Source organism: Nocardia sp. NPDC019219, assembly GCF_040632645.1.
Lineage (GTDB): Bacteria > Actinomycetota > Actinomycetes > Mycobacteriales > Mycobacteriaceae > Nocardia > Nocardia sputorum.
In genome coordinates this window covers 123,895-148,536 of the sequence record NZ_JBEYCG010000002.1, presented here as the reverse complement: position 1 = coordinate 148,536, position 24,642 = coordinate 123,895, and the positions used below count along the sequence as shown (strand labels likewise).

26 protein-coding genes are annotated in these 24,642 nt (G+C 66.1%); 19 read left to right on the top strand and 7 right to left on the bottom strand.

The genetic code is table 11. The annotated features are described in order from the left end of the window. Nucleotides 1–191: 191 nt before the first annotated feature. From ABZ552_RS05025 to ABZ552_RS04980, 10 genes are all read left to right on the top strand, one after another. Complete coding sequence (locus ABZ552_RS05025; protein ID WP_281917721.1) at nt 192–1,073, top strand: helix-turn-helix transcriptional regulator; 882 nt, start codon at nt 192–194, stop codon at nt 1,071–1,073. Beyond that, nucleotides 1,070–1,282, top strand: coding sequence for a DUF397 domain-containing protein (locus ABZ552_RS05020; protein ID WP_357435681.1), 213 nt, complete (start codon nt 1,070–1,072; stop codon nt 1,280–1,282). Before ABZ552_RS05025 ends, ABZ552_RS05020 begins: the two co-directional genes overlap by 4 nt. Nucleotides 1,283–1,487: 205 nt before the next feature. Continuing rightward, nucleotides 1,488–2,060 (top strand): DUF3558 domain-containing protein, encoded by a 573-nt coding sequence (locus tag ABZ552_RS05015; protein WP_357435679.1) that lies wholly within the window; start codon nt 1,488–1,490, stop codon nt 2,058–2,060. Nucleotides 2,061–2,092: 32 nt separating this feature from the next. Next, nucleotides 2,093–2,566: a hypothetical protein gene (locus tag ABZ552_RS05010; protein WP_357435677.1), complete on the top strand. Its 474-nt coding sequence runs from the start codon at nt 2,093–2,095 to the stop codon at nt 2,564–2,566. Next, a complete protein-coding gene (locus tag ABZ552_RS05005; protein WP_357435675.1) occupies nt 2,563–3,723 on the top strand; it encodes a hypothetical protein in 1,161 nt (386 codons plus the stop codon). The genes ABZ552_RS05010 and ABZ552_RS05005 overlap by 4 nt, the downstream gene beginning before the upstream one ends. A 106-nt stretch (nt 3,724–3,829) precedes the next feature. Beyond that, entirely contained in the window at nt 3,830–4,606 is a 777-nt protein-coding gene (locus ABZ552_RS05000) for an ESX secretion-associated protein EspG (RefSeq protein WP_357435673.1), read from the top strand. Nucleotides 4,607–4,746: 140 nt separating this feature from the next. After that, entirely contained in the window at nt 4,747–5,331 is a 585-nt protein-coding gene (locus ABZ552_RS04995) for a hypothetical protein (RefSeq protein ID WP_281917715.1), read from the top strand. Next, complete coding sequence (locus tag ABZ552_RS04990; protein WP_281917714.1) at nt 5,331–5,642, top strand: hypothetical protein; 312 nt, start codon at nt 5,331–5,333, stop codon at nt 5,640–5,642. The genes ABZ552_RS04995 and ABZ552_RS04990 overlap by 1 nt, the downstream gene beginning before the upstream one ends. Before the next feature lie 2 nt (nt 5,643–5,644). After that, the gene (locus tag ABZ552_RS04985) at nt 5,645–6,490 is read left to right on the top strand and encodes a hypothetical protein (protein WP_281917713.1); all 846 of its coding nucleotides are present in this window, start codon (nt 5,645–5,647) and stop codon (nt 6,488–6,490) included. Nucleotides 6,491–6,519: 29 nt separating this feature from the next. Next, nucleotides 6,520–7,029: a hypothetical protein gene (locus ABZ552_RS04980; protein WP_357435671.1), complete on the top strand. Its 510-nt coding sequence runs from the start codon at nt 6,520–6,522 to the stop codon at nt 7,027–7,029. A gap of 82 nt (nt 7,030–7,111) precedes the next feature. On the opposite strand, the gene ABZ552_RS04975 is transcribed toward ABZ552_RS04980, so the two are convergent. After that, on the bottom strand, nt 7,112–7,414 hold the full coding sequence (locus ABZ552_RS04975) for a hypothetical protein (protein ID WP_281917711.1): 303 nt from the start codon (nt 7,412–7,414) through the stop codon (nt 7,112–7,114). Nucleotides 7,415–8,075: 661 nt separating this feature from the next. Between ABZ552_RS04975 and ABZ552_RS04970 the strand changes: the two genes are divergently transcribed. From ABZ552_RS04970 to ABZ552_RS04945, 6 genes are all read left to right on the top strand, one after another. Then, nucleotides 8,076–8,813, top strand: a complete 738-nt coding sequence (locus ABZ552_RS04970; RefSeq protein ID WP_357435668.1) for an IPT/TIG domain-containing protein — start codon at nt 8,076–8,078, stop codon at nt 8,811–8,813. A gap of 782 nt (nt 8,814–9,595) precedes the next feature. After that, a complete protein-coding gene (locus tag ABZ552_RS04965) occupies nt 9,596–9,817 on the top strand; it encodes a hypothetical protein (protein WP_159838940.1) in 222 nt (73 codons plus the stop codon). After that, nucleotides 9,814–10,251 (top strand): hypothetical protein, encoded by a 438-nt coding sequence (locus ABZ552_RS04960; protein WP_357435666.1) that lies wholly within the window; start codon nt 9,814–9,816, stop codon nt 10,249–10,251. Before ABZ552_RS04965 ends, ABZ552_RS04960 begins: the two co-directional genes overlap by 4 nt. Continuing rightward, the gene (locus ABZ552_RS04955; RefSeq protein WP_281878556.1) at nt 10,248–10,553 is read left to right on the top strand and encodes a hypothetical protein; all 306 of its coding nucleotides are present in this window, start codon (nt 10,248–10,250) and stop codon (nt 10,551–10,553) included. Before ABZ552_RS04960 ends, ABZ552_RS04955 begins: the two co-directional genes overlap by 4 nt. Nucleotides 10,554–10,888: 335 nt before the next feature. Then, nucleotides 10,889–14,329 carry an IPT/TIG domain-containing protein gene (locus ABZ552_RS04950; protein WP_357435664.1) on the top strand — a complete coding sequence of 1,147 codons (3,441 nt, stop codon included), beginning with the start codon at nt 10,889–10,891 and terminating at the stop codon, nt 14,327–14,329. A 122-nt stretch (nt 14,330–14,451) separates the two neighbouring features. Continuing rightward, nucleotides 14,452–15,456, top strand: a complete 1,005-nt coding sequence (locus tag ABZ552_RS04945; protein WP_357435663.1) for a hypothetical protein — start codon at nt 14,452–14,454, stop codon at nt 15,454–15,456. A 96-nt stretch (nt 15,457–15,552) separates the two neighbouring features. On the opposite strand, the gene ABZ552_RS04940 is transcribed toward ABZ552_RS04945, so the two are convergent. The 5 genes from ABZ552_RS04940 to dxr all read right to left on the bottom strand — a co-directional run bounded on the left by ABZ552_RS04940 (nt 15,553) and on the right by dxr (nt 22,155). Next, nucleotides 15,553–17,340 (bottom strand): penicillin-binding transpeptidase domain-containing protein, encoded by a 1,788-nt coding sequence (locus ABZ552_RS04940; protein ID WP_357435661.1) that lies wholly within the window; start codon nt 17,338–17,340, stop codon nt 15,553–15,555. Between the two features lie 68 nt (nt 17,341–17,408). After that, entirely contained in the window at nt 17,409–18,272 is an 864-nt protein-coding gene (locus ABZ552_RS04935) for a GNAT family N-acetyltransferase (RefSeq protein ID WP_281878552.1), read from the bottom strand. A 67-nt stretch (nt 18,273–18,339) separates the two neighbouring features. Further along, nucleotides 18,340–19,497 carry a flavodoxin-dependent (E)-4-hydroxy-3-methylbut-2-enyl-diphosphate synthase gene (gene ispG, locus ABZ552_RS04930; RefSeq protein WP_281878550.1) on the bottom strand — a complete coding sequence of 386 codons (1,158 nt, stop codon included), beginning with the start codon at nt 19,495–19,497 and terminating at the stop codon, nt 18,340–18,342. A gap of 152 nt (nt 19,498–19,649) precedes the next feature. Further along, entirely contained in the window at nt 19,650–20,849 is a 1,200-nt protein-coding gene (locus ABZ552_RS04925; protein WP_281878549.1) for a M50 family metallopeptidase, read from the bottom strand. 166 nt (nt 20,850–21,015) lie between these two features. Continuing rightward, nucleotides 21,016–22,155, bottom strand: coding sequence for a 1-deoxy-D-xylulose-5-phosphate reductoisomerase (dxr, locus tag ABZ552_RS04920; RefSeq protein WP_281878548.1), 1,140 nt, complete (start codon nt 22,153–22,155; stop codon nt 21,016–21,018). Between the two features lie 144 nt (nt 22,156–22,299). On the opposite strand from dxr, the gene ABZ552_RS04915 reads away from it, so the two are divergent. Together ABZ552_RS04915 and ABZ552_RS04910 are read left to right on the top strand one after the other, a co-directional pair. After that, a complete protein-coding gene (locus ABZ552_RS04915; RefSeq protein ID WP_063019818.1) occupies nt 22,300–22,566 on the top strand; it encodes a DUF2631 domain-containing protein in 267 nt (88 codons plus the stop codon). Between the two features lie 139 nt (nt 22,567–22,705). Then, on the top strand, nt 22,706–23,020 hold the full coding sequence (locus ABZ552_RS04910) for a hypothetical protein (protein ID WP_281878547.1): 315 nt from the start codon (nt 22,706–22,708) through the stop codon (nt 23,018–23,020). A gap of 46 nt (nt 23,021–23,066) precedes the next feature. Here the strand turns inward: ABZ552_RS04910 and ABZ552_RS04905 are convergent, their stop codons facing one another. Further along, nucleotides 23,067–23,990, bottom strand: coding sequence for a LysR substrate-binding domain-containing protein (locus tag ABZ552_RS04905; protein WP_357435657.1), 924 nt, complete (start codon nt 23,988–23,990; stop codon nt 23,067–23,069). A 167-nt stretch (nt 23,991–24,157) separates the two neighbouring features. Between ABZ552_RS04905 and ABZ552_RS04900 the strand changes: the two genes are divergently transcribed. Continuing rightward, a complete protein-coding gene (locus ABZ552_RS04900; protein ID WP_281878544.1) occupies nt 24,158–24,571 on the top strand; it encodes a DUF5997 family protein in 414 nt (137 codons plus the stop codon). Nucleotides 24,572–24,642 lie beyond the last annotated feature (71 nt).

Genomic DNA, 24,642 nt, shown 5'->3' with positions numbered 1-24,642 from the left:
GTTGTGGCGGTTAAGGTTTCAGCACTTCTTCGAATGGGTCCGGGCGAGGTTCAGTAGAGCACCGGATATTGCTGGGCGGGAATGTTCTCAGTGGTGGAACCGGGCGGAAATCGCCCAGGTTCCAAGGTCCCCCGCCATTCGGTTCCAGTTAGGTACCCGGCCAATACTTAGGCTACGAAAGGGATTTCGTCGTGACTTCAACCGGTTCCACCCTTCCCCGCCGGATGCTGGGGCGGCAGCTGCGTGAGCTGCGGATCAAGTCGGGCGTCAGCGCGGAGTACGCGCGGGACGCGATCGATGTGGGCAAACAGACCCTCTGGCGGATGGAGACCGGACAACCGGTCCGGCTGCATCCGCTGTTCATCGAGCGGTTGTGCCAGGTCTACGGCGCGTCGGAAGAACGCACCGCGATCCTGCTCAACCTGGTCGAGGAGACCAAGCGGTCCGGATGGTGGCATACCTTCGATGACACTATCCTCAAAGACTTCAACCTCTTCGTGGAGTTGGAGGCGACAGCCAGACGAATCATCTCCTACCAAACGACCTTGCTTCCTGGCCTCTTGCAAACCGACGAGTATCGGCGTGCCTTGATCTGGGTCAGGTTCCCAACGATGAATGGAGCGGAGGTCGAGCGATGGATCGAAGCGTTCAGGCGGCGAAAGGCACGCTTGGATAACGACTCTGACCCGCTGCGCCTTGAGGCCGTCATCGATGAATCTGCACTACACCGGGCGATTGGAGGGCCCTCGGTCATGGAAGGCCAGCTCAGGCACCTGCTGCGAGTGGGTGAGCAGTCGAATATTTCCGTGCGGGTAGTCCCCCTTGCAGCGGAGGCATACGCCGGGCTCAACATCGGCTCGTTCGTGATGCTCGACTTCCCTGTGCACCCCACCGCCGCTCTCACCGAACCACCGGTCGTTTACATGCAGGGGTTTACCGGCAACCTGTATCTTGAGAAGCCTGACGAGGTTCGGCAGTACCGCCAGGCGTACGCCGACATTCTGCGATCGGCCCTTGACCAGGAGAACAGCCGAGCCCTCATCCGCAAGATCGCCAAGGAGTACGCCGAATGAGCGCCAGCCTATCCGATGCCACCTGGTTCAAGAGCACCTACAGCAGCGCGGAGAGGGACTGCGTCGAGGTCGCATTCCTCCGCGAAGGCTGCGTGGGTGTACGTGACTCGAAGAATCCCACCGGCCCGGCTCTCATCTTCACGCCGAATGTGTGGGATTCGTTCACCGGCTACTTAAACAGAGCTGGACTCGACGCGGTGCACAGCTGACCAAGCCCGTCCGCAGCCCCGGCCGCACAGCAGCCAAGCGTCCGGGGCAACCACCAACCCGCCGTGCTCCAGGAGCCTCCACTCGCTCGTCGGCCGCTTGCACACGGTCAAAGCCGCCGGTAGCGTCGACATTCGCTGCGGGGGGCGGAGAAGCCGGTCCGGCCTCGATGAGCCAGGGACAATGAACCGGTGCGCAAGGGGAGCCATGACAATAGGGCGGAATTCACTGCAACTGGCCATCCTCGCCGTCGGTGCTATATGTGCGCTGACCAGCTGCAACCCGTCGAACGACGGAGATGCCCACCCGACCGCCAGTTCCACAGCTGACCAGAGCATCGCCACCGATGTGCCCACCGGCTTCGACACGTGCAAAGACATCCCGCAGAGCGTCCTGGACTCGGAGAAGCTTCGCCGCCGCAATGAAGCCAACTCGGATGCCAATGGCGGGATCAAGTGGCGCGGATGCCGATACGGACGCACTGACGGCTACTTCGCAACCATCACCACGACGAACCTCACTGTCGAGATGACGCGAGACAAGCACTTCCCAGAGACGACCGAGTTCAACATCGCTGGGCGCGCAGCAATATCGACACGTCAGTTCGATGGCCCGAACATCAAGGATGCGTGCACGGTGAACGTCGCAATGCAGGAAGGCAGCCTCGACATCAACCTGCTCAATCCGGCGTCCAATCGCGATACTGGGTCGATCGATTCGTGCCAGCTCGCACGGACGCTGGCCGAGAAGATCGTGCCAACGATACCGAGCAATGTATAGCGAGATTTCGAGAACTCGTCGGGAGGGATGAAGTGAGCGACGACGATGCGCCTCGGCCGATGGCGAACATGATCAATGCAGCGCGTGAAGGCCAGTTAGCAGTCGACATGAAGCCGGAAGACTTCATCTACATCGACCGCGATTGCAACTTCTTCAAGGAAGCCATCCGCGATATCCAGACCACAGTCGTTGATATCGCCAGAGAAGACAAATGGGGGCTTGGTGAGAAGGCTGACGGGATGGTTTCGGCCACCACCGTAGTAGACCGCTTCCGGATGAAGGCGAACGGAGCCGCAGATGGCAACAGTGTCTACCAGATCTTGGAAGATCACTACCGCATCGTCGAAGACATCCAGGAGACGTACCGGATCGTTCGCGATCGGATGATGCAGTCCGACAGCGACTTCGCGGCGGAATTCAACAAGCTCAACACGGCGCTCCCCGATCGCCCGCCCGTACAACTCCCCTACGGGCCGACCTCTCTCCCGGATGGAACAGGCAAATGAGCGGCTACGAGAGCACACGCATACCGAGCGGCGGCGAGCACCCCGACAGCTGGGAACACGCCCGGATCAACAGCACTTTCGAACCGCTCGATCCCACGAACGCTATCAATCAGGCAAACAGATACTGGCAAGCTCGCACCCAGTGGGAGCAGGGTGTAGAAACCTTTGCCCGGTCCATCCAGACCTCCATCGCTCAAGCCTGGTCCGGCCCCGCCGCGGAGCAATCTAAGAACGCGATCGCCAAATACACCAGCGACGCGCAGAATCTGACGACATCCCTCGAGGAGTTGTACTGCCGGGTCCGCGACGCCGCCACCGCAATCTCCAATACTAAGAAGGCGCTCCCCGATCTCGTCAATTTCAGTTTCGGTGAGCGCATCTTCCACCCGACGCGCTGGAGCCTCAACGGCGAACGCTCCGAGGCGGAGCAGTCCGCGCGGGTCGCGATGAAGGAGTTCTACGTCCAGCCGTTCAGCGAAATGGACGGCAAGATTCCGGTGCTCCCCACGCCGGTCGGCCCCACCGCGTCGGTGGACATACCAGCGCCTCCGCCGGGTGGATACAAGGGCGACGACAGTGGCGGACCCACCTCGAACGACACGGGCAACGGTCCCACGACCGATTCCGGCACTCCCGGCGACAAGGATGGCGACGGCAAGCCCGACGAGACGAGCACCGAAGAGCAGCAGTCCACCGACGAGTCGGCCCAGGACCAGCAATCCTCCGATACGACAGCGGCCGATACTTCGACCACCCCCGCAGGTGTGGACCCCACGTCTACCACCCCCGCCTCCACCACGGACCCGACCAAGACTGCGCCGGCAGGCACACCGACTCCGCACAGTCCCGGCTCCCCGGGCAGCCCCGGCACGCCCAGCACAACGAGCCACCCGCAACCGGGACGCAGCGTCACCGGCGCACCGGGAACGCCGAACGCATCAGTGAATCCGGCAGCTGCGGCGAGGGCCACCACCGGACTGCGCGGCACGAGCGGCATGCCCGGCATGATGGCGCCCGGCGCTCGTGGCGGCGGCAAGGACGACGAGTCCGAGCACAAGACGCCGGACTATCTGATCACTCAGGAGAACACCGACGAGCTGCTCGGTGAACCTCCGAGAACGCTGCCCGGCGGCGTGATCGGCGGCACGCCCGACTGATCGGGCCGCGTACTTCTCGACTCCGCGCACGCCCGCCTGCCGTATCGGCGAGCGGGCGTGCGCGCGTGAACAGTGGCCGCGTCGACGCGGCCGGATTGGACCTCACATGGCTGAATGGACCTGGGAACCGGACGACTTCGCCGCTCTCTGGTACAGCGACGCGCACGATCGCATCCCCAGCCCCTTGCGCTACACCAGCCGTTTCGCCTTCCGCGACGACTTCGCCGCCCACCGCGCCGCCGTGTGGGACCGCTACTCCACGGACGAGCTCGACGAGATCATCGCGGCCTTCCGCACCTTGGGCGACTCCGACCTCCGGATCGAGATCCTCGGCGGCACCTGCAAGCACAAGAACAGCACGGGCCCCGACGACATCCGCGAGTACCGAATCCTCGGCGCACGCGACAGCTACCGCGCCGTCGTCCTCAGCCAGCCAGGCAATCAACACGAACACGGCCCGATCCGCGCACGCATGTTCCCCGCCGAACAACTCCCGGCACGCCTCGTGAACGCCATCCCCGCCTGCGCTCCCGGAACCGAGAAGCCCGCCACCTTCCACCCCGACGACCTGGTCCCCCGCCGCGACACCTACCTCCAGGACAACGCCCGCAACACCCCCCGCGAGCAGTACCAACGCCTCCTCGGCCGCCCCCTCGACGGCGGCGGCACCGCCGTCCTCATCACCGCCCCCCTGCACACCCACACCAAACCCACCAAAGTCCTCCAATGGCACGACATCTCCACCGACGGCCGCTACACCGAACACCGCACCGACCACATCACCATCCGCCCCACCACCCCCACCGACCTGACCACCCACTTCACCACCTGGATCACCCAAGCGCTCCAACGCCTCGAAGCCACCCGCCTCGAAAGTTGGTAGTAGCTCCGTTGGAACCGAACACTGTCCCGCGACGTCCAAGTAGTACAGATGACTGCTGTAGGTCGCTCGGGGACATAGAGGAGAGGATGCCGCAGTGAGGACAAAGACGCATATGGCCCCGGCGCGAGGTGGTACTGAAGGTGGATGAGCACGTTGATATCCGCTTGATCGGTGCGGGATTGTTCACGATGGAGTTGGACGACGGCCGCCTTCCCATCGCCGTCGATGCGGACCGGAATCTGCACGCCCGCTTGGATCCATCCGACCTTTCCGCCGCCGCGATGACATGCTATTACGCCGCACTCTGGCGTCACGATGCGCCGCTCATCGCCCAGGGGAGGTTTACTGCACTGAGCGCATCCCCCTCGCGCCGTAGGCAACTCATCACCCTGCTCGATACGCAGACACTTGCGGAATTCGAGGCAGTGGAGCAGGCCCTCCGCGGACACGACCTGTTCATCGGCCAGGGCCCATGGACAGATTTCGGGTCGAATTCTGTTACTGTGACCGCAAGCATCTCCCGTATCACTAGTATCAGAATCGATTCGGCTTGGGCGTCCACCGCCAGTCCTTCATATATCGCCCACGATATCCTCGACTGCGCGAATCAGATACGCCGACAACGCCCTCGATTTCATGAAGATGGATCATGGTCCCACCGCTCCGATGATGAACTCGAATATGAGCTCGGAGAGTACAAAAAATATTTGACAAGGAGTTCCTGATGGCCGACTTTTCGGTGGACCTCAACCAGTTGGTTTCCGCTTCCAACGCCTGGATCCGCGCATCCGATTGCCTCGGCGACGCCGCAGAAAAGTCGCAAGAAATACGTGAAGGTCACAAAGAAGTGGTATGGGCCTTATACCAGGAGACCTGGAATGCCCAGGTAGCCGCTGCACAGTATATGCAAGATAGACTCAGCGAAGGGCGCACTGAGACACAATCAATCGGGGAGGTTCTCGCGCATGTCGCCAAAGTATATGCGGAGCAGGACCAAAGCTTCGCAAACGTGCTGATCAAACTGGACGAAGGATAGTTGTGGGCGCTACGAAGAGTCTCGATGAGCTCAACACCGTGCTCGACCAGTTCGCTGACAAGGTCGAGGAAATACGCAATCAGCCCGCCAAAGTGGACGAGGCGTTCGACAAGGCAGCCGTAGCCGCAGCGGCTTCAGAGGGTGGAAGCCTGTTCGGTGTACTCGGTGCGACAGTGGGAGCCGCGTACGGCGCGATCAGCAATGACGACTTCACCGGTTACATGCAAGAGCACAAAAAGGAAATCAAGGACAAGATCCGTGAGTTGTTGACGGATCTTCACGATGCCAGTGAAGGCCTGCGAGCGCCGGTTGCCTTTCTTCAAACAAGTGAGGAATGGCTGAAGCTGAAATCCATGATCGGCGCGGCTCAGAACAACGAAGTGAACAAAGGCAACGTGCTGGGGTACTGGCAGGGATCCGCCGCGCTTCGTTACGGCGCGGCACGCACGTTGCAGGACACGGCCATGGATTCGGCCAAGGCGATATGCGACAAGCTCGGTGACAGCCTCGCCGCGGTAGCGAATTCCGCTTGGGAGTTCTACTCCACCATAGTTCAGGATATAATCGGATTCCTTGTCGATTTCGGTGCGGCGCTGTCCAAGATCGCAACCGGAGTGGGCGCGCCATGGGGAGTTTCAGACGCGATCGATGCCCTGGCCGGAATAATCAAGAAGGCGGTCGATTATGGGAAGAAACTTGTCGCCGCCTTGTTGACCGAGAAACAGAACATCAATCGCATACACGAGTCGACGGCGAACCAGAAGGGATTCCACAACGATCACTGGCCGCAAAGCGCCTCGAGAGATTTCGATACCGAAGCACCAGGACCCGAGTGGGCCGCACTGTGAAACTACCCGAACTCATCACGGTCGCAGCGTTGACTGCGCTGCTCTCGGGATGCGACCTGCTCCCACGCACCGATACCGATCAATGGGTAGCGGTAGAGAGCAGTCATTCGATTCAGGAATTGTGTGACTATCCGAAGGAGTTCTTCGCCGGTCGATATGAGACAGCCGACCTGAAGGTCAGCGTCGATGTCACCAAGCCGATGAGCGAGAAGATCGGCGGGGGAAATGGATGCAGTTACCACAAGTCGGAACGGGATTATGTGGGATACATTTCTCTGGTCCACCTCGCCGATAGCACCACTCCGGCGAACCAGGTGGAACACCCGGCCCGCACTTTGACTATCGATGGGATCCGTGTCGTGGAAGTCGTCAAGCCTATACCCGACTATGCGGATCCTGCCACTACACGCCCCTGGTTCGAGCTGATCGGCGAGATCGACGGTTGGGAAGGCAAACTCGGGTTCAAGAACGGCGATGAACAAGGCACGCAAGCGGGCGCGCAGGTGCTCGTCGACATGATCCGCGCGCTCAAGGGTTGACGGCGGAGGGTCGATCAGCGGAACGCGACCGGCGGCGGCGTGCGGCCGGTCCCGCTTCGCCGCATGGATTGCCGCCGACCGTCTATCGACGCCGAAGCATCGCGTGGTGGATGTAGTACTTGTCGACTTGGCGGGTGAAGACGCTTACCAGTTCCCAGCCGAAGTGCATGTCCAGCCATTCGATGCAGGAGGTCAGCGTCGACAAACTCGCCTGGTGGTTGGCTTTCAGCAGGCCTGCATCCCAGGCGAGACCTCGCCGGGGTTGCGCGCAGATGACCAGATACTTGCGCCGGTAGGCGCGCATGTCGACGGTTCCGTTCAGGACTGCCCTGGCGTCGAGCACCGGACCCGGGCCCGCCGGGAGCGGTGGCGGCTGACCGATCACGCTTCCATTCCTACCCGCGCGGGTCGACGGGCACGACCGAGCCGTGCATCGGTGGAAGTCCAGCGGAGGCCGACCAGCCCCACACATCGAATCCCGCACCGGTTCTCTCGGTCAATGAATCCCCCTCGGACGCAACGCGCTCGGATAGCACGGCCGGGTCCACGATACCGCTCCGAAGCAACTGCCGACGGACTCCGACCGCCGCCGAGCGGCCACCGTATCCGCCTGGTGCTGCCGGACCTGGTGTCGGCGTCGGAAGGTTACCGGCGGGGCCCAGTCAAGATGAATCCGTCACGAGGGTGCGATGGTCCGGCGGGCTACGTGCCGGGCGAGGGCGGGGTCATCGGGATTCAGATGCCGACTCGGCACAACAGATAGCCGAGGGGAGCCGAATTGTCGCCTTCGCGCGAAGGCCGGATCGCCCTCGGCGCGGCCGGCCACGATATGGGCCGCGATGAAGCGATGGCCAAGGCCAAAATTCGCGAGGCACCGCCGAGCTACGCCCACCGGGGACGAACGAGGAAAACGGACAAAAACGGAGTGGGTGGATTATTGCCGACGTAGCGGCGCGGGGTCCTAATGGAAAGTGCCGGGTCACTGAGTGAGTCGGGGCGCCCTCCCCGGTGCAGAGGAAATCTCTACGGAACCAGGAGGCATCGCCGTGCCCACTATCACTTCGATCACCCCGACCTCGGGCCCGACCACAGGAGGCACCAGCGTCACGATCGCCGGTACCGGATTCACCGGTCCGCTGACCGTGCGTTTCGGCTCCACCGCAACAACTTTCACCATCGATTCCGCGATTCAGATCACGGCCATCGCTCCGGCGGGGTCGGCCGGTCCGGTGCAGGTGACGGTCTCGGACTCGAGCGGAACCAGCAACGGAGCCACCTACACCTATCTCGCGGTTCCGTCCTCGAGTTCCATCGCGCCCGGCCAGGGGTCCACCTCCGGAGGGACGACGGTCACGCTCACCGGGTCGGGGCTGACGGGCGCCACCGCGGTCACTTTCGGCACCACACCGGCGACTTCGTTCACCGTCGACTCGGACACGCAGATCACGGCCGTCGCCCCCGCGGGCACGGGCATCGTCTCGGTCACCGTCACCGCTCCGGGTGGCACCAGCAACGGGGTCACCTTCAGCTACGTCGTGGTGCCCGCCATCTCGGCGGTCACGCCGACTTCGGGGCCCACGTCGGGTGGGAACAACGTCACGATCTCCGGCACCGGGTTCACCGGTCCGCTCACCGTGCGGTTCGGCGACACCGCGACGACTTTCACCGTCGACTCGGCTCTCCAGATCACCGCCGTCGGACCGGCCCACGCGGCCGGGGATGTGCAGGTGACCGTCACCGGGTCCGGCGGTACCAGTAACGGTGTCACGTACTCCTACGTCTGATCGGGACAGCGCATGGGCCGCCGCCGGGGTATCCGGCGGCGGCCCGGTCGCATTCGAGCGTGAATCCCTGAGTCTTCGGTCCGATCGGATGGCACGACTCGCGTGGCGCCCGGATCTCCTCCCGACAGGCATCAACGATCTCGCTCTGCCGACCCGCGGACTGGTAGACGCACCGGCGCGACGACGAGAATTCCGGCGGGCATGGCGTTTCCGCTTCGGCGAGGCGGCCGCTTCCCGGGGGTGTCGGACCCCGGCTCGCCGCACCGGCGAGAACCACACTGCGGCACGGCCGGAGGATGCGGTCCGACCGGATCGCGCCTCCGCCTGGTCAATACGTGGCAACAATCTGGAAAACGGACAAAAACGGATCATTCGGCGCGTTGCCGACCCGCTGATCATGGGGCATAACGGAGTTAACCGGTTCGCCGCCAGCGTCGGGCACCCCGGTACAGAGGAACCAGCAAACAGAGAGGCAGCCCAATGCCTACCTTCCTCTCTCCCTCCTCGGGACACCACTCACCGGATCGACGTGCCAGGGCGACGACCGGTACTCCGGTGGACGGTGCCGCACCGGCACAGGCCGCGACACCGCACCACGAAGCCTTCACGGACGCATACGGGTTCGTCTGATTCCCCGGCTCGGGGCGGCACTCCAACGACACGGCGCAATCCGAACGCCCGGACCTGCCGTGTTCGAACAAACCCAACGGTGGGTTTTCAGACGGCGGGCTCCGGCATCAGCCGGCAGCACCGTCGATACAGAAGAAGAAAGGGAAGAACCGATGAACAAGGTGATCACCATCCTGCACAGCGAGCCCGTTCGCGCATTGCTGTACCCACTGCTGGTAGCGCTGATCGGGTACGGCGTCACCAAGGGTGTCGTCTCCGCCGACCTCTCGGGGTTCGTCCTCGCGATCGTCGCGGCGGCACTGGGCTTGCCCGCAGTCGAATCGGCGCGCCACCGGGTGAGCCCGGCGCCACCGGATAGCGGTGAACCGGCATGAGGGCCCAGAAGGAGAAGACACGCCACGACCCCTTCGAGGTGGTGCTGTGCGCGGTATTCGGTGTCTCGATGCTGTTGCACTGCGTCTACGGTCCACCGCCGGGTTCGGCGACCGCGGCTATGCCCGCGGGATTTCGCACGCTGTGGCTCGTTTTGATGCTGGTCGGCTGCGTCACGACGCTGGTCGGCCTGTTCGCCCGGCGTGTCTGGGGTTATCTGGTCGAACAAGTCGGCTTAGGGGCGCTCGGTTGGTCCCTGGTGGCCTTCGGTGCGCAGCTACTGCTGTTGCAGATCCAGCACCGAACCCTCGGCCCGGCCACGGTTCTCGGCGGTCCGCTGCCGATCGCCTTGGGCGTCGCGTTCTTGTGGAAGCGCCGACAGGTGCTGCGGGACGTTCGGACGTTGCACGCGGTCAGGATGAGGGAGGCGTCATGAATATCGTCCAGCAGTCGCCGATCTTCGCGGCGCTGGTGCTCATCGCCAGCTCTTCGGTGCTCTCGGCAGCCGTGACGGGGTGGTTCAAGCGCGGCGATGTCGACGCCACCATGACGAAGACGAAGGCCGATGCCGCGAAGGTACTGAGCGACCTCGCCATTTCACAGACACAGCAGATGTCCGAGCAGATGGGCGAGTTCCGCATGGCGCTCCGGGTCCACCGCGAGTGGGATCGCAGGATGGTGACCCGGGCACGGCAGGCGGGCATCGAGTTCGACGACCCACCGGAACTGTTCCTGTAACCCGGAAAAGGCTTCCGAGCCGGGATGCCGAAGGACGTTCCGGATGGTCGCCAATCGTTCGCCGGGACCGCAGATCTCGGCATGCTGCGTGCTAGCGGTGCCCTCATCGACGGCGGCGCAGCGCCATCGAAAATATTGCTGCCACAACGCCTGCCAGGATGTTCGCGCCGCTGACCGACGTACCGCCGGTCAACCGAAAACGGACCAAAACGGATCGCGAGATACGTTGCCAGGCATCAATCCAAAGGCGTTAATGGAGATAGCCGGGCCGCTGAAGAGCGGCGGGCGCCCCCCGGTGCAGAGGAATCATCACCACGGCAAAAGGAGGCAGCGTCATGCCTACCATCACTTCCCTCTCCCCGACATCAGGGCCCGCAACGGGTGGAACCAGTGTCGTGATCACGGGTACCGGATTCGGCGGTCCGACGACCGTGCGGTTCGGCGGTACCGCGACCACTTTCACGATCGACTCCCCCACTCAGATCACGGCCATCGCCCCGGCCGGCTCGGTCGGTACGGTGCAGGTCACCGTCAGCAACGCGGGGGGAACCAGCAATGGCCTCCCCTACACCTACGTTCCGGTTCCCGCACTCAACAGCATCAACCCGAATCAAGGCTCCACCGCGGGCGGGACGACGGTCACGCTCACCGGATCGGGCTTCACGGGAGCCACCGCGGTCAATTTCGGCAACACACCGGCGACCTCGTTCGTCGTCAACTCCGACACCCAGATCACGGCTGTCACGCCGGCCGGTACCGGCATCGTGCCGGTCACGGTCACCGGTCCGGGCGGCACCAGCGGTGCGGTGCCGTTCATCTACGTGGTCGTCCCCACCATCACCTCCATTTCGCCGACCGCCGGGCCTGCCTCGGGAGGTAACACCGTCACGATCACCGGCACCGGGTTCACCGGCCCGCTGACTGTCCGGTTCGGCAACACCGCAACCATTTTCACGGTCAATTCGCCCACTCAGATCACCGCCATCGCGCCTCCCGGAACGGGGAGCGTGCAGGTCACGGTCACGGGTTCGGGCGGGACCAGCAACGGTGTCACCTACACCTATGCCGGTGTCCCAGCGCTGACCAGCCTGGTACCCACGACCGGCCCGACAACCGGCGGAACCACGGTCGTCATCACGGGAACGGGCCTGTCGACCGCCACGGCGGTGAACTTCGGTGGCACACCGGCGACCTCGTTCGTCGTCAACTCCGACACCCAGATCACCGCTGTCGCTCCAGCCGGAACGGGGACCGTGCAGGTCACCGTCACCACTGCCGGCGGAACCAGCAACGGCCTTCCCTTCACCTATGTGGCGGTGCCCGCCATCACCACGTTGGTGCCCAATACCGGTCCGGTCACCGGCGGGACAACGGTCGTCATCACCGGAACGAATCTCACGGGAGCGACAGCGGTCAACTTCGGCGCCACACCGGCGAGCTCGTTCATCGTCAACTCGGCCACCCAGATCACGGCGGTCGCGCCGGCCGGGACCGGAACCGTGCAAGTCACCGTCACGACACCCGGCGGAACCAGCAACGGCATCGCCTACACCTACATTCCGGTGCCCGCCATCACCACGGTGGTGCCGAACGTAGGACCGGTCACCGGCGGAACCACAGTCGTCATCACCGGAACGGGCCTGACCGGAGCCACCGCGGTGAACTTCGGCGCCACACCGGCAGCTTCGTTCACCGTAAACTCCGACACCCAGATCACGGCAATCGCCCCCGCGGGGACGGGGACCGTGGGAGTCACCGTCACCACCGCGGGCGGAACCAGTAACGCCGCCGCCTACACGTATGTCGCCGTGCCCGCCGTGACCACGGTGGTCCCGAGCGTAGGACCGGTCACCGGCGGAACCACAGTCGTCATCACCGGAACGGGCCTGACCGGGGCTACCGCGGTGAACTTCGGCGCCACACCGGCCACCTCGTTCACTGTCGACTCCGCCACGCAGATCACGGCCGTCGCTCCGGCCGGGACCGGAACCGTGCAGCTGACCGTCACCACCCCCGGCGGAACCAGCAACAGCGTCGCCTACACCTACGTCGCGCTGCCCACTGTCACCGCGGTGGTACCGAACGCGGGCGTGGAAGCGGGCGGGACGACCGTCGTCATCACCGGCACAGGATTGACCGGGGCTACCGCGGTGAACTTCGGCGCCACACCGGCCACCTCGTTCATCGTCAACTCCGGCACCCAGATCACGGCCGTCGCTCCGGCCGGGACCGGAACCGTGCAGCTGACCGTCACCACCCCCGGCGGAACCAGCAACGGCGTCGCCTACACCTACATCCCGATCCCCGCCGTGACCACGGAGGTGCCGAATGTGGGTCCCGCGACCGGTGGCACGACAGTCGTGATCACTGGAACAGGACTGACGGGAGCGACGGCGGTGAACTTCGGCGCCACACCGGCCACCTCGTTCACCGTCGATTCCGCCACGCAGATCACGGCCATCGCTCCCGCCGGGACCGGAACCGTGCAGCTGACCGTCACCACCCCCGGCGGAACCAGCAACGGCGTCGCCTACACCTACATCCCGGTCCCCACCCTGACCGCGACGGTTCCCAACGTGGGCACCGTATCGGGCGGTACGACAGTCGTGCTCACCGGAACGGGACTGACCGGCACCACCGCCGTGAACTTCGGCGCTACACCGGCCACCTCGTTCACCGTCGACTCCGCCACCCAGATCACCGCCGTAGCCCCGGCGGGGACCGGGACGGTGCAAATCACCGCCACCGGCCCGGGTGGAACCAGCAACGGCGTCGCCTACACCTACATCCCGATCCCCGTCCTGACCACGGTGGTGCCGAATGTAGGACCGGTCGCCGGCGGAACCATCGTCGTCATCACCGGAGCAGGGTTGTCTACTACCTCCGCGGTGAACTTCGGCGCCACGCCGGCGACCTCGTTCATCGTCGATTCCGACACCCAGATCACGGCCGTCGCCCCAGCAGGGACCGGAACTGTCCAGGTCACGGCCACCACCGCGGGTGGAACCAGCAACGGCGTCGCCTACACCTACGTCGCGCTGCCCACCCTCACCGCGGCGGCTCCGACCCTGGGCTCAGTGTCCGGTGGCACGACCGTCGTTCTCACGGGCACCAACCTGACCGGTACGACAGCGGTGAACTTCGGCGCCACACCGGCGACCTCGTTCACGGTCGACGCACCCACTCAGATCACGGCTGTCGCCCCGGCGGGGACCGGAATCGTCCAGATCACGGCCACCACCCCGGGCGGAACCACCAACGGCGTCGCCTACACCTACGTCGCGGTTCCCGCCCTCACCGCGGCGGTTCCCAGTGTCGGCACGGAAGCGGGCGGGACAACCGTCATCCTCACCGGCACGGGGCTGACCGGGACTACCTCGGTCGATTTCGGTGGCACACCGGCGACCTCGTTCACGATCGATTCGGCAACGCAGATCACCGCCGTAGCGCCCGCCGGGACCGGTACGGTGCAAGTCACCGCCACCACCCCCGGCGGAACCAGCAACGGCCTCGCCTACACCTACATCGCGGTACCGACACTCGCGGTCGTGCTTCCGAACGTAGGGCCGGCGGCCGGTGGAACGACGGTCGTCCTCACCGGGACCGACCTGACAGGCACTACGGCCGTCGATTTCGGCGGCACACCGGCAGCTTCGTTCACCGTCGACTCCGCAACACAGATCACCGCCGTCACTCCCGCCGGAACGGGAACAGTGCAAGTCACCGCGACCACCTCCGGAGGAACCAGTAATGGTCTCCCATTCATCTACATCTGACGGCTGAAACGGCTGGGCCGTCGGCAGGCTTCTCGCCGGCGGCCCAGTTTCGTCGCGGTTGAGCGAATACGACATGAGTCTCCGTCACCGTGGACGGAGGCTGCAGGGGTAAGGGGGTTTCGTTGGCGACCGTACTGAAGATGCTGCTGGCGGAGCGGCATCTCAAGAGTCATCACGATTTTCTGGCCGCGTACGACAGGTGCGCGGCGCGCCTGGATCCGCCCATCCCTCCCGGGCATGGGCCGGCGAAAGCGCAGTACTACCAGTGGTTGTCCGGGCGCATGATCGGACTTCCGCGCGACTATCACTGCCGGGTGCTGGAGCGAATGTTCCCGGGCTGGACCGTGGAGGGATTGTTTCAGATGGCCAACTCCACACCCGCCGAACTCCGTTCGCACGAGGCGGGCTTCTCCGGCACAGACGCCTCGGTCGAGGCTTTCCTCGGCGCCGAGATGACCACGAACGGAACGACGCTGGTTTATCCGGTGTTCGAGCTGGCACGGTCTTCGGTGGAAGCGCTCCGGGCGGCAGGGATCGGCCGGCAGCGCGTGTTCGACAAGCAAGCCAGCGTGTTTCCGACACAATACGACGTTCCGTCCGTAGTGGGTGAGAACGAGCTTCGTGGATTGCTGTACGTGCTGTCGTTTCTGCAACGCCACACCAGCATCCCGGTCGACGTCCGCAGCGACCGCGATCACGTCGTCCACCGCGACCGCCCGTATATCAGCTTCGGGCTCAGCGGCAACGACTTCCTGCGCCGGTACCTGGACACCGCCGAGCGTCCGCTGTTCACCCTGTGGGACAGCACTGCCGAGGACGGTTCCCTTACCGTGTACCTGCGGCTGGCCGACGGAAGTAGTTACAGCTCCGGCGATGACCGCAACATCGGCATCGTCGCCCGGGTACGCCCCGACGCCGATCGGCATCCCGGCCGGTATCGGATGTACTGCGGTGGTCTGGGCGCACGCGGCACCGCCGGAGCCGGTTGGTATCTCGCCAACTCGTGGGCGTCGCTGCAGCAGCGTGCCGGTGATCGGGATTTCGTCGCGGTCATCGGTGTCGACAAGTACGCCGACCACACGATCAGCTTGGAGCATCTGCTGATCGAATCGGCCGTCGGCCAATGACCGGCCGGTCCGCCGGACTCGGATCGGTGTGCGTGCACCGTTCCGAGTCCGGCTCCGCGACGTTCCCCGCCGAGGCGCGCGCTGTTCGGAGTTGCATCAGTATCCAGCAGGCAGCGCCGCCAACATGTCGCGTGTCACCGCGACCGCGTTGTCGGAGCTGCCGCCTTCGACCAGCAGCGTGGCGAAGGCGAGGTCGCCACGGTAGCCGACGAACCACGAGTGCGACCCGCCGTCCACCTCGGCTTCACCGGTCTTGCCGTAGACCGGGCCTTGATCGGCGATCCGCTCGGCCGTGCCGCCGACGACCACCTGGCGCATCATCGTGCGCAGTCCTTCGATGACATCGGGAGCCAGCGCCGGGCGGTCACCATCGATCTGCGTGGGCCGCCCCGCGATCAGGTACGGCACCGGCGCCGAGCCGTGCGCGATGGTTGCCGCCATCAGCGCCATGCCGAACGGGCTGACCACCACTTTGCCCTGACCGATGCCGTCCTCGGTGCGCTGGATCAGGTCGTCGGCGGACGGCACCGCGCCGGAGGTCGTCGGCAGCCCCACCACCGAATAGACTGGTCCGACACCGAGCTTCGCCGCGGTGTCATGCAACGCGGGGCCCGGCAGTTCACTGGCGAGTTTGGCGAACGAGGTGTTGCACGACCGCTCGTAGGCCGTGGACATCGGCACGTTCCCGACGGTGAACAGGTTGTAGTTGGGAATGGTCCGCTCGCCGATGACGATGCGGCTCGGGCACGGCAGCACCGTATCCGGCGTCGCGAGACCATTCGCCATGGCCGCGGCCGCGGTGACCGTCTTGAACACCGAGCCGGGCGGGTACTGGCCGATCGTCGCGAGGGGACCGTCCCGGTCGGCGGCCTTGTTCTGGGCCACCGCCAGAATCGCGCCGGTGGACGGGCGCAGCACCACCATCATGGTCTGCTCGGTCCGTGGCTGCACGGCACGCTGTGCGGCGTTCTGCACGTTGCGGTCGACGCTGAGCGAGAACGACGGCGCGGGTTGCGAGGGCACGTCCATCAGCACGTCGGTGTCGGCGCCGTTGGCGTTCACGGTGACCACGCTCCACCCCGCTTTGCCGTCCACCTCCGCGATCACCGTTTTGCGCACCTGGGTGAGCAGATCGGGCGCGAATTCCCGATCGGTGGCGACCAGATCCCATTGCTGGGTCACCGTGACACCGGGCAGTCCGATGAGATCAGTCGTCACCTGGGCGGATTCGATGTCGTTGAGCAGCGCGACCGTATAGGCGCCCCGGGCCGCCTTCGCCTCCTCGAGGATCGACTCCGGCGTCAGCGACTTGTCGAAACGGTGTAGCGCCGCGGCCAGCGCGGTGGCCACGCTCCCGGGATCGGCGGCGTCGGCCGCGACGAACGCGACCCGCGACACCTTGCCGGGCACCATGACGTCGCTGCCGGACTGCTCGTTGACCCGCGCGCGCGGCGGCGGATTGGAGCGCAACACCATGGTCTGGGTGTCGCCGAGCTTGGGGTGGATGTTGGAGGAGGTCCAGCGGACCATCCAGCGTCGGTTGCTGCGCCCCATCTGCAACTGGCCCGAATACTTCCACGTCCGGTTCTTGGGCAGGCGCCATTCGTAGGTGTAGTCGACGGTCGCGGTGTCTCCGGTGACGCGCGCCGCGCCGGTGCGTGCGGTGAGCTGTTCGGCTTGGAGCTGATCCCATGCGGAACGCAATGCGGCGCTGGCCTTCTCCGGCAGATTGGTGAGGTCGGCGGCGGCGCTCACCCGGTGCTCGGCGAACGCTTTGACGAACGCGTCCGCGGCGGGGACAGGCCCTTGCGGCTCGCTCGCACAACCGGCGGCGGCCACCGTGAGGGCCGCGACGGCGAGCGAGAGCAGCATCCGAGTCGACATCGGGACCGATCGTAATAGTGACTGCCGGGCAAACGCCTGCGGCACTCCGGCATTCGCCGTGGGCGCGCTCAGTCGACCAGAACGGTGGCGAATGTCGCGATCTGCCGGAACCCGACCCGGCTGTAGGCGCGGCGGGCGATCGCGTTGTAGTCGTTCACGTACAAGCTCGCGGTGCGGCCCGAAGCGACCACGGCGTTCGCGACCGCCGCGGTGCCCGAGGTGCCGCACCCCTTCCCCCGATGGTCCGGATGGACCCAGACCCCTTGGATCTGGCCCGTGCGCCGGGACAGCGAGCCGACCTCGGCTTTGAAGACCACTTCCCCGTCCTCGAAACGGGCCCACGCGCGGCCGGATTCGATCAGGCTCTGGATGCGGCGGCGATAGCCGCGGCCACCGTCACCCGCGCGCGGATCGACGCCGACCTCCTCGATGAACATGGCGATCGCGGCCGAGAGATAGCGGTCGAGTTCGTCGTGGCGCACCCGGCGGACCTCCGGGTCCGGCGTGGCCAGCGGCGGCTGGGCCAGCGCGAGAAGCGGCTGTTCCCCACGTAGCTCCCGCTCCGGGCCCCAGTGACCGGCCAGCATCTCCCACAGCGGTAACGCCAGTTCCCGGCGTCCCACCACCGAGGAACAGATGCGGGGCCAGCGGATCGCCCGGTCGGCGAACGCACGCAGAGCGTCACGATTGCCGAGCAACGGCACCAGGTTCGCACCCGAGAAACACAGCGACTCCGCGGGGCCGCCCCTGCTCCAGAGCTCCCCCTGGCCGCACCGGTTGTCCAGGCCGAACTCCTGCAGGCGGGCGGCGACCATGCACGAGGCCACCGGATCGGCATCGAGCACACGCAAGACCTGAGCAAGATCCCGATTAGCGAGCTGCCGCGCAGGGGCGTATTTGGCCCGTCGCGCCGGCTCCAGCAGACTCCGCACGGTGACAGCCTGCCACGAACCGGCGCGATGCGGTATGGCTATGCCGAAAGCGCTGGTGAGCGGCTGCTCAGCTGACGGTGACGACCGGTTCGCCGGTGCCCGCGTCCGTGCCCATCTCCTCGGCGATGCGCATCGCCTCTTCGATGAGCGTCTCGACGATCTGCGCCTCCGGGACGGTCTTGATGACCTCGCCCTTGACGAAGATCTGGCCCTTGCCGTTGCCGGAGGCCACACCCAGGTCGGCCTCGCGCGCCTCGCCGGGGCCGTTCACGACGCAGCCCATCACGGCCACCCGCAGCGGCACCGCCATGCCTTCCAGGCCCGCGGTCACCTCGTTGGCCAGGGTGTACACGTCGACCTGAGCGCGCCCGCACGAGGGGCACGACACGATTTCCAGCTTGCGCGGACGCAGGTTCAGCGACTGCAGGATCTGTCCGCCGACCTTGACCTCCTCGGCAGGCGGCGCGGACAGCGAAACGCGGATCGTGTCACCGATGCCCTCCGACAACAGCGCGCCGAAGGCGACAGCCGACTTGATCGTGCCCTGGAACGCCGGGCCCGCCTCGGTGACGCCGAGGTGCAGCGGGTAGTCGCACTGCGCGGCGAGCTGACGGTATGCCTCCACCATGACCACCGGGTCGTTGTGCTTGACCGAGATCTTGATATCGCCGAACCCGTGCTCTTCGAACAGGCTCGCCTCCCACAGAGCCGACTCCACCAGCGCCTCCGGCGTGGCCTTGCCGTACTTCTCCAGCATCCGCTTGTCCAGCGAACCGGCGTTCACGCCGATGCGAATCGGGATGCCCGCCGCGCCCGCGGCCTTGGCGACCTCCTTGACGCGGCCGTCGAACTCCTTGATGTTGCCGGGGTTGACCCGCACCGCGGCGCATCCGGCGTCGATCGCGGCGAAGATGTAGCGCGGCTGGAAGTGGATGTCGGCGATCACCGGGATCTGGGATTTCGCCGCGATCGTGGCCAGCGCGTCCGCGTCCTCCTGACGCGGGCAGGCCACCCGCACGATGTCGCACCCCGACGCGGTCAGCTCCGCGATCTGCTGCAGGGTGGCGTTCACGTCGTGGGTCTTGGTCGTGGTCATGGACTGCACCGAGATCGGGTGGTCGCTGCCCACCCCGACATTGCCCACCATCAACTGGCGGGTCCTACGCCGTGGAGCGAGCACTGCCGCGGGAGCGGTCGGCATCCCCAATCCGATTGTGCTGGTCACCTTCGGCTGCCTACTTTCATCGTGTCCGGCCGGTTCGGTGCCGAGTCTAGCCTTGGCGCAGGACGGCCACCCTGTGACAGCAACGACAAGGCTTCCCCGGTCGACCACGCCAGCCTACGTCGCCGGTCGCGCCGCCCGGTCGGCAGCCCGGCTCAGAACAGCTTGATCGGGTTCACGATGTCGGCGGCGAGGGTGAGCAGCATGTAGGCACCGCCGATCACCACGACGACATAGGTCGCGGGCAGCAACTTCAAGTAGTTCACCGGCGCACCGGGCGCCAGTCCCTTCCAGCCGCGGATGGTGTTGCGGATCTTCTCGTAGATCACCACCGCGATGTGACCCCCGTCCAGCGGCAGCAAGGGCAGGAGGTTGAAGATGCCGAGGAAGAAGTTCAGGCTGGCCAGCACCAGGATGAACATGTTCCACAGGCCGCGTTCCGCGGTCTCGCCGCCGATCTTGCTGGCGCCGTACACGCTGACCGGGGTCTCCGGATCCCGCTCACCGCCGGTGACCGCGTCCCACAGCGCCGAGACCTTCGCGGGCATCTGGGTCAGCGAATCGACGGTGCGCACGAACATGTCGCCGGTGAACACGGCGGCGGCGGGAATAGCGCCCAGCAGGTCGTATTGCACGGGGTCGTAGCGCTCCGGCGCCACGCCGACGGCGCCGACCTCACGGCCCTCGCCGCCGCCCTCGGGATAGCGCATGACCCGCTCCGGGGTGACCGGAATGCTGAGGGTGCTGCCGTCGCGCTCGATGAGGTAGGTGAACGGGCCGGTCTGCTTCTGGGTCTCGGCCTGGAACTGCCGCCAGGTGTCCACCTTGACGCCGTTCACCTCTTTGACGATGTCACCGCGCTGCAGTCCGGCACGCTGCGCCGGGCCCGTGCCGGTGCACGGCTCGCTGGAGCCGTCGGCCTTCCCTTGTGGTACGCAGCTCATGACGCCCAGCGCGGTCGCGGGGGGTTCCTTCAGATTCGGCAACCCCCAGCCGACCGCGAGCACCACGATCAGGATGAAGCCGAGGACGAAGTTCATCGCGATGCCGCCGGACATCACGACCAGCCGCTTCCAGGTGGCCTGGCGGTACATGGCGCGGTCGAGTTCTTCCGGGCGCAATTCGTCGAGCGCGGTCATGCCCGCGATGTCGCAGAATCCGCCGAGCGGAAGCGCCTTGAGGCCGTATTCGGTCTCCCCACGACGGAACGAGAAGATCTTCGGCCCGAATCCGATGAAGTACCGCCGCACCTTCATGCCGGTCGCCTGGGCGGTCCACATGTGCCCACATTCGTGCAGCGCGATCGACACGGTGATGCCCAGCGCGAACAGCACGAATCCCAACGCGAACACCATTTGCTCTACAGCCCTCCTGCGTTTGCGCAGCTCGAATATCCCGCACGCACGCGTCCGCTCCTGGCCGCGAGCACTCCGTTCACCCTAACCGGACAAAGTCCTGTCCTGTGTGTTCAGTGTGCCAGCACGCCGTCGGTGCGCGCGTCCGATCCGGCGCCGCAGGGTCTCAGCCGCGAATCCGGGCGGCCGCGAACTCCCGCGCCCAGGTGTCCGCGGCGAGGACCTCGTCGAGCGATCGCGGCTCCGCGCGCCATTGCTCCGCCGCCTCCACGGCCGCGGCCACCGTGCCGACGATCTGCGGGAAACGGAGGGCGCCATCCAGGAAGGCCTGCACCGCGACCTCGTTGGCGGCGTTGTAGACCGCGGTGACGCTGCCACCGGCCTGGCCGGCCGCGCGCGCCAGCTCTACCGCGGGGAAGACATCGTTGTCGACCGGTTCGAACGTCCAGCTGGACGCGGTGCCGAAATCGCAGGCCGCGGCCGCGCCGGGCACCCGGTCCGGCCAGCCCAGCGCCAGCGCGATGGGCAGCTTCATGTCCGGCGGGCTGGCCTGCGCGAGCGTGGAGCCGTCGGTGAAGGTGACCATCGAGTGCACGATCGATTGGGGGTGCACGGTGACATCGATGCGGTCATAGGGGATCCCGAACAGCAGGTGCGTTTCGATCAGCTCGAGTCCCTTGTTCACCAGCGAGGCCGAGTTCAGGGTGTTCATCAGGCCCATCGACCAGGTGGGATGCGCCTTGGCCTCGGCGGGCCCGACCGAATCGAGCATCTCGGCGGTCCAGCCACGGAACGGGCCGCCGGAAGCGGTCAGCACCAGCCGGTCCACCTCGTCGGCGCGACCGCCGCGCAGGCACTGCGCCAGCGCGGAGTGCTCCGAGTCGACCGGGACGATTTGACCGGGAGCGGCGGCGCTGGTCACCAGCGAACCGCCCGCGACCAGCGATTCCTTGTTGGCGAGGGCGAGTCGGGTGCCCGACTGGAGGGTAGCCAGGGTCGGCTCCAGCCCGAGCGAGCCGACCAGCGCATTCAGCACGACGTCCGCCTCGGTACGGCGCACCAGCTCGGTCACGGCGCCCGGGCCGCCCAGCGGCAGGTCCAGCCGCTGGGCCGCGGCCGGATCGGCGACGGCGACATTGCGCGTGCCCGTAGCGGCCATCTGGGCGGCGAGCAACTCGGTGTTGCCGCCGCGCGCGGCGAGTCCGACCACCTCGAAGCGGTCGGGATTGGCGGCGATCACCTCGAGCGCTTGGGTGCCAATGGATCCGGTGCTGCCCAGTAGCAGGACTCTCACGATGTCGGACACGACTTCATTGTGTCCTACCGCCGGAACGCGTTCGACCGGCGCGGGCCGACTTACAACGACGCACCGTCGTATGTCACGATATGCGGCAGTAGCTCATCGAGTGCGTACCGGAATCACGGTACAAGTAACAGCTAAGGAGCGATCGTGGCCGCCACGGAACTCGAACACGCCGACACCGAGCGCGTCGTCACTCGCGTGGACCCCGCCGAAGTTCCCTCCGCCGCTTGGGGCTGGAGCGGTGAGTCGCGTCGCACCTTCCGGATCGCGGGCTGGATCGTCGCGCTGATCCTGCTGGCCATGCTGGTCGGCAACCACAGCGGCAAGATCGAGGACATCTTCCTCGTCGGCTTCGCCGTCCTGATCGCCGGCATCCTGATCCGCGACTCGCTGCTGCAGCGCAAGCCGCGCTGATCCATTCGGAAAAGCTACGCGCACAAGTTCATTCGTCCTGTACCGCGCCGCACAGCCCGGTACCGTGTGCGTCCGAGGTCCGCGCCCCAGCCGGGTCGCGGACCTCGGTTTTCTGTCCGCACGAACCCTTTAGGACGTAATGACCAAGACTTTTTCGGCCGCCCTGCTCGCCGCGAGCGCGTTCGGCGCGCTGCTGCTCCTGCCCGCGGCGCCCGCGCACGCCCAGTCGCCCGCGTGCGGCGCGGCCATCGACGCGATCAACGCCGCCATCGACGAGTCGGGCGGGAATCTGGACCCGACCGTGCAGCAGTCCCTGGCCGCGAAGCTCTCGGCCATCCCGGCCGAGGGGGCGGAGAAGGCCGCCATCGCCGCCTACGCACAGGCTCTCACCGATGACAAAGTCACGAGTATGGACGCGGCGACCGACGAACTGAACCGGGTCTGCCGCAGCTGAGCACCGGGCGGCGCGGACCGGCCGGGTTCGCGCCGCCGCCGACCGGCTAGCGTCCGCGCCGCCGGGAGGGCTTCTTCTTGACCGGAGCCGGACGTCCGGCTGTCTTCTGGGCCGGGACCTTCTTCCGCGGCTCGTTCCGCTCGGCGCGGGCGGGGGCGCGTGAACTCCGCTCCGAACGCCCACGGACGACGCCGATGAACTCCTCGACCAGATCGCTGGTGTGGTCGGCGAGCCAGGCCAGCGCGACCTCCGTGTCGGGAACGCCGAGCATCGGGCGATAGACGAGGTCGCGGCGATGATGCAGCCGCGCGAGCGAGTGGGGCACGATGGCCGCGCCACCGGCCGCGGCGACGAGTTCCAGCGCACCGCCGACCGCATCGATGTCCGAGGTGTCCTGCACATGCTCGTCGGCCAGGTCGGTCACGCGCACCTCGTCGAACACCGACAGCGGGTGCTCCTTCTGCACCACGACGACGGGAACCTCCCGGTAGAGCGGGATCGCGCTCATGCCTTCGCGGTCGATCGGCAGCCGGACGAAGCACATGTCGACGCGTCCCTCGCGCAGCGCCGCTTCTTGATCCGCCTGCGCCAGCGCGCTCACTTCGAGCGGGGTGTCCGGGAACCGCTCGGCCCAGATCCGGGTCCATTTGGACACCGTGACGCCCGGCACGAAACCCACCCGCAGGGCTTCCCGAGCTTCCGGTCCGCGCTGCCGGGCCGCCGACTCTGCCCGCGCGATGATCTCGCGGGCTTGCTCCAGCAACTCCTGCCCCTCGTCGGTGAGCCGGGTCGGTTGCGCGCCGGGCACGAAGAGCTTGGTGCCGAGCTCGTTCTCCAGATCGATGACGGTATGGCTGAGCTTCTGCCGCGAGATGTGCAGCGACTTCGCCGCGCGCGCGAAGTGCAATTCCTGCGCGACCGCGACGAACCAGCGCAGGCGCACGACATCGATCGACTCCAACCGGCTCATTCGTGGAAGCGTATGCCACCAGCAGAGGGGAGCCCTTCGCGCCGCCGGATAGACGGCTGCCCAGCTCGTGTTCCGCGCCCGCGGCAGGCACCCGTCGAGCGGTCGCCGCGTGGTCCGAGGCGGGGCTGGGGACGGATCCCTCCCGCCGCGCCCGTTAGGCTGTGTCGGTGAGCCCGGACAAGAAACCGCAGACGATGAAGCCGCTGACGGCGGCCGACAAACTCGGCATCTACCTTCCGGCCGCGCCCGAGGAGTTCCGCAACGCGTCGATCTCTCGCGCCCAGCTGGACGCGCTGCGCAACGATCCCCCCGAATGGCTCACCGAACTGCGCCGCACCGGCCCGTTCCCCCGCGACGTGGTGGCCCGCAAACTCGGCGTCTCCAACACCGGCTTGACCCGGGCCGGAATCTCCGATCACCTCACCGCCGAGGAGATCGACGCCCTGCTCGCCGACCCGCCGGAGTGGCTCGTGCGCGAGCGCGAGAACTACGCGGCGGTCCGTGCGGAGAACGCGCGCATCAAGGCGAAGGAAGCCGAACGCCGCGCCGCCACCAACCGCCCGGCGAAGAACCGCGGCTAGCTCGTCATCCGCGTCGGCCGTCGGGGAAAGGCTTCCGTCCGGACAGCGCAAGATCGCGGCGGATTCCGCGA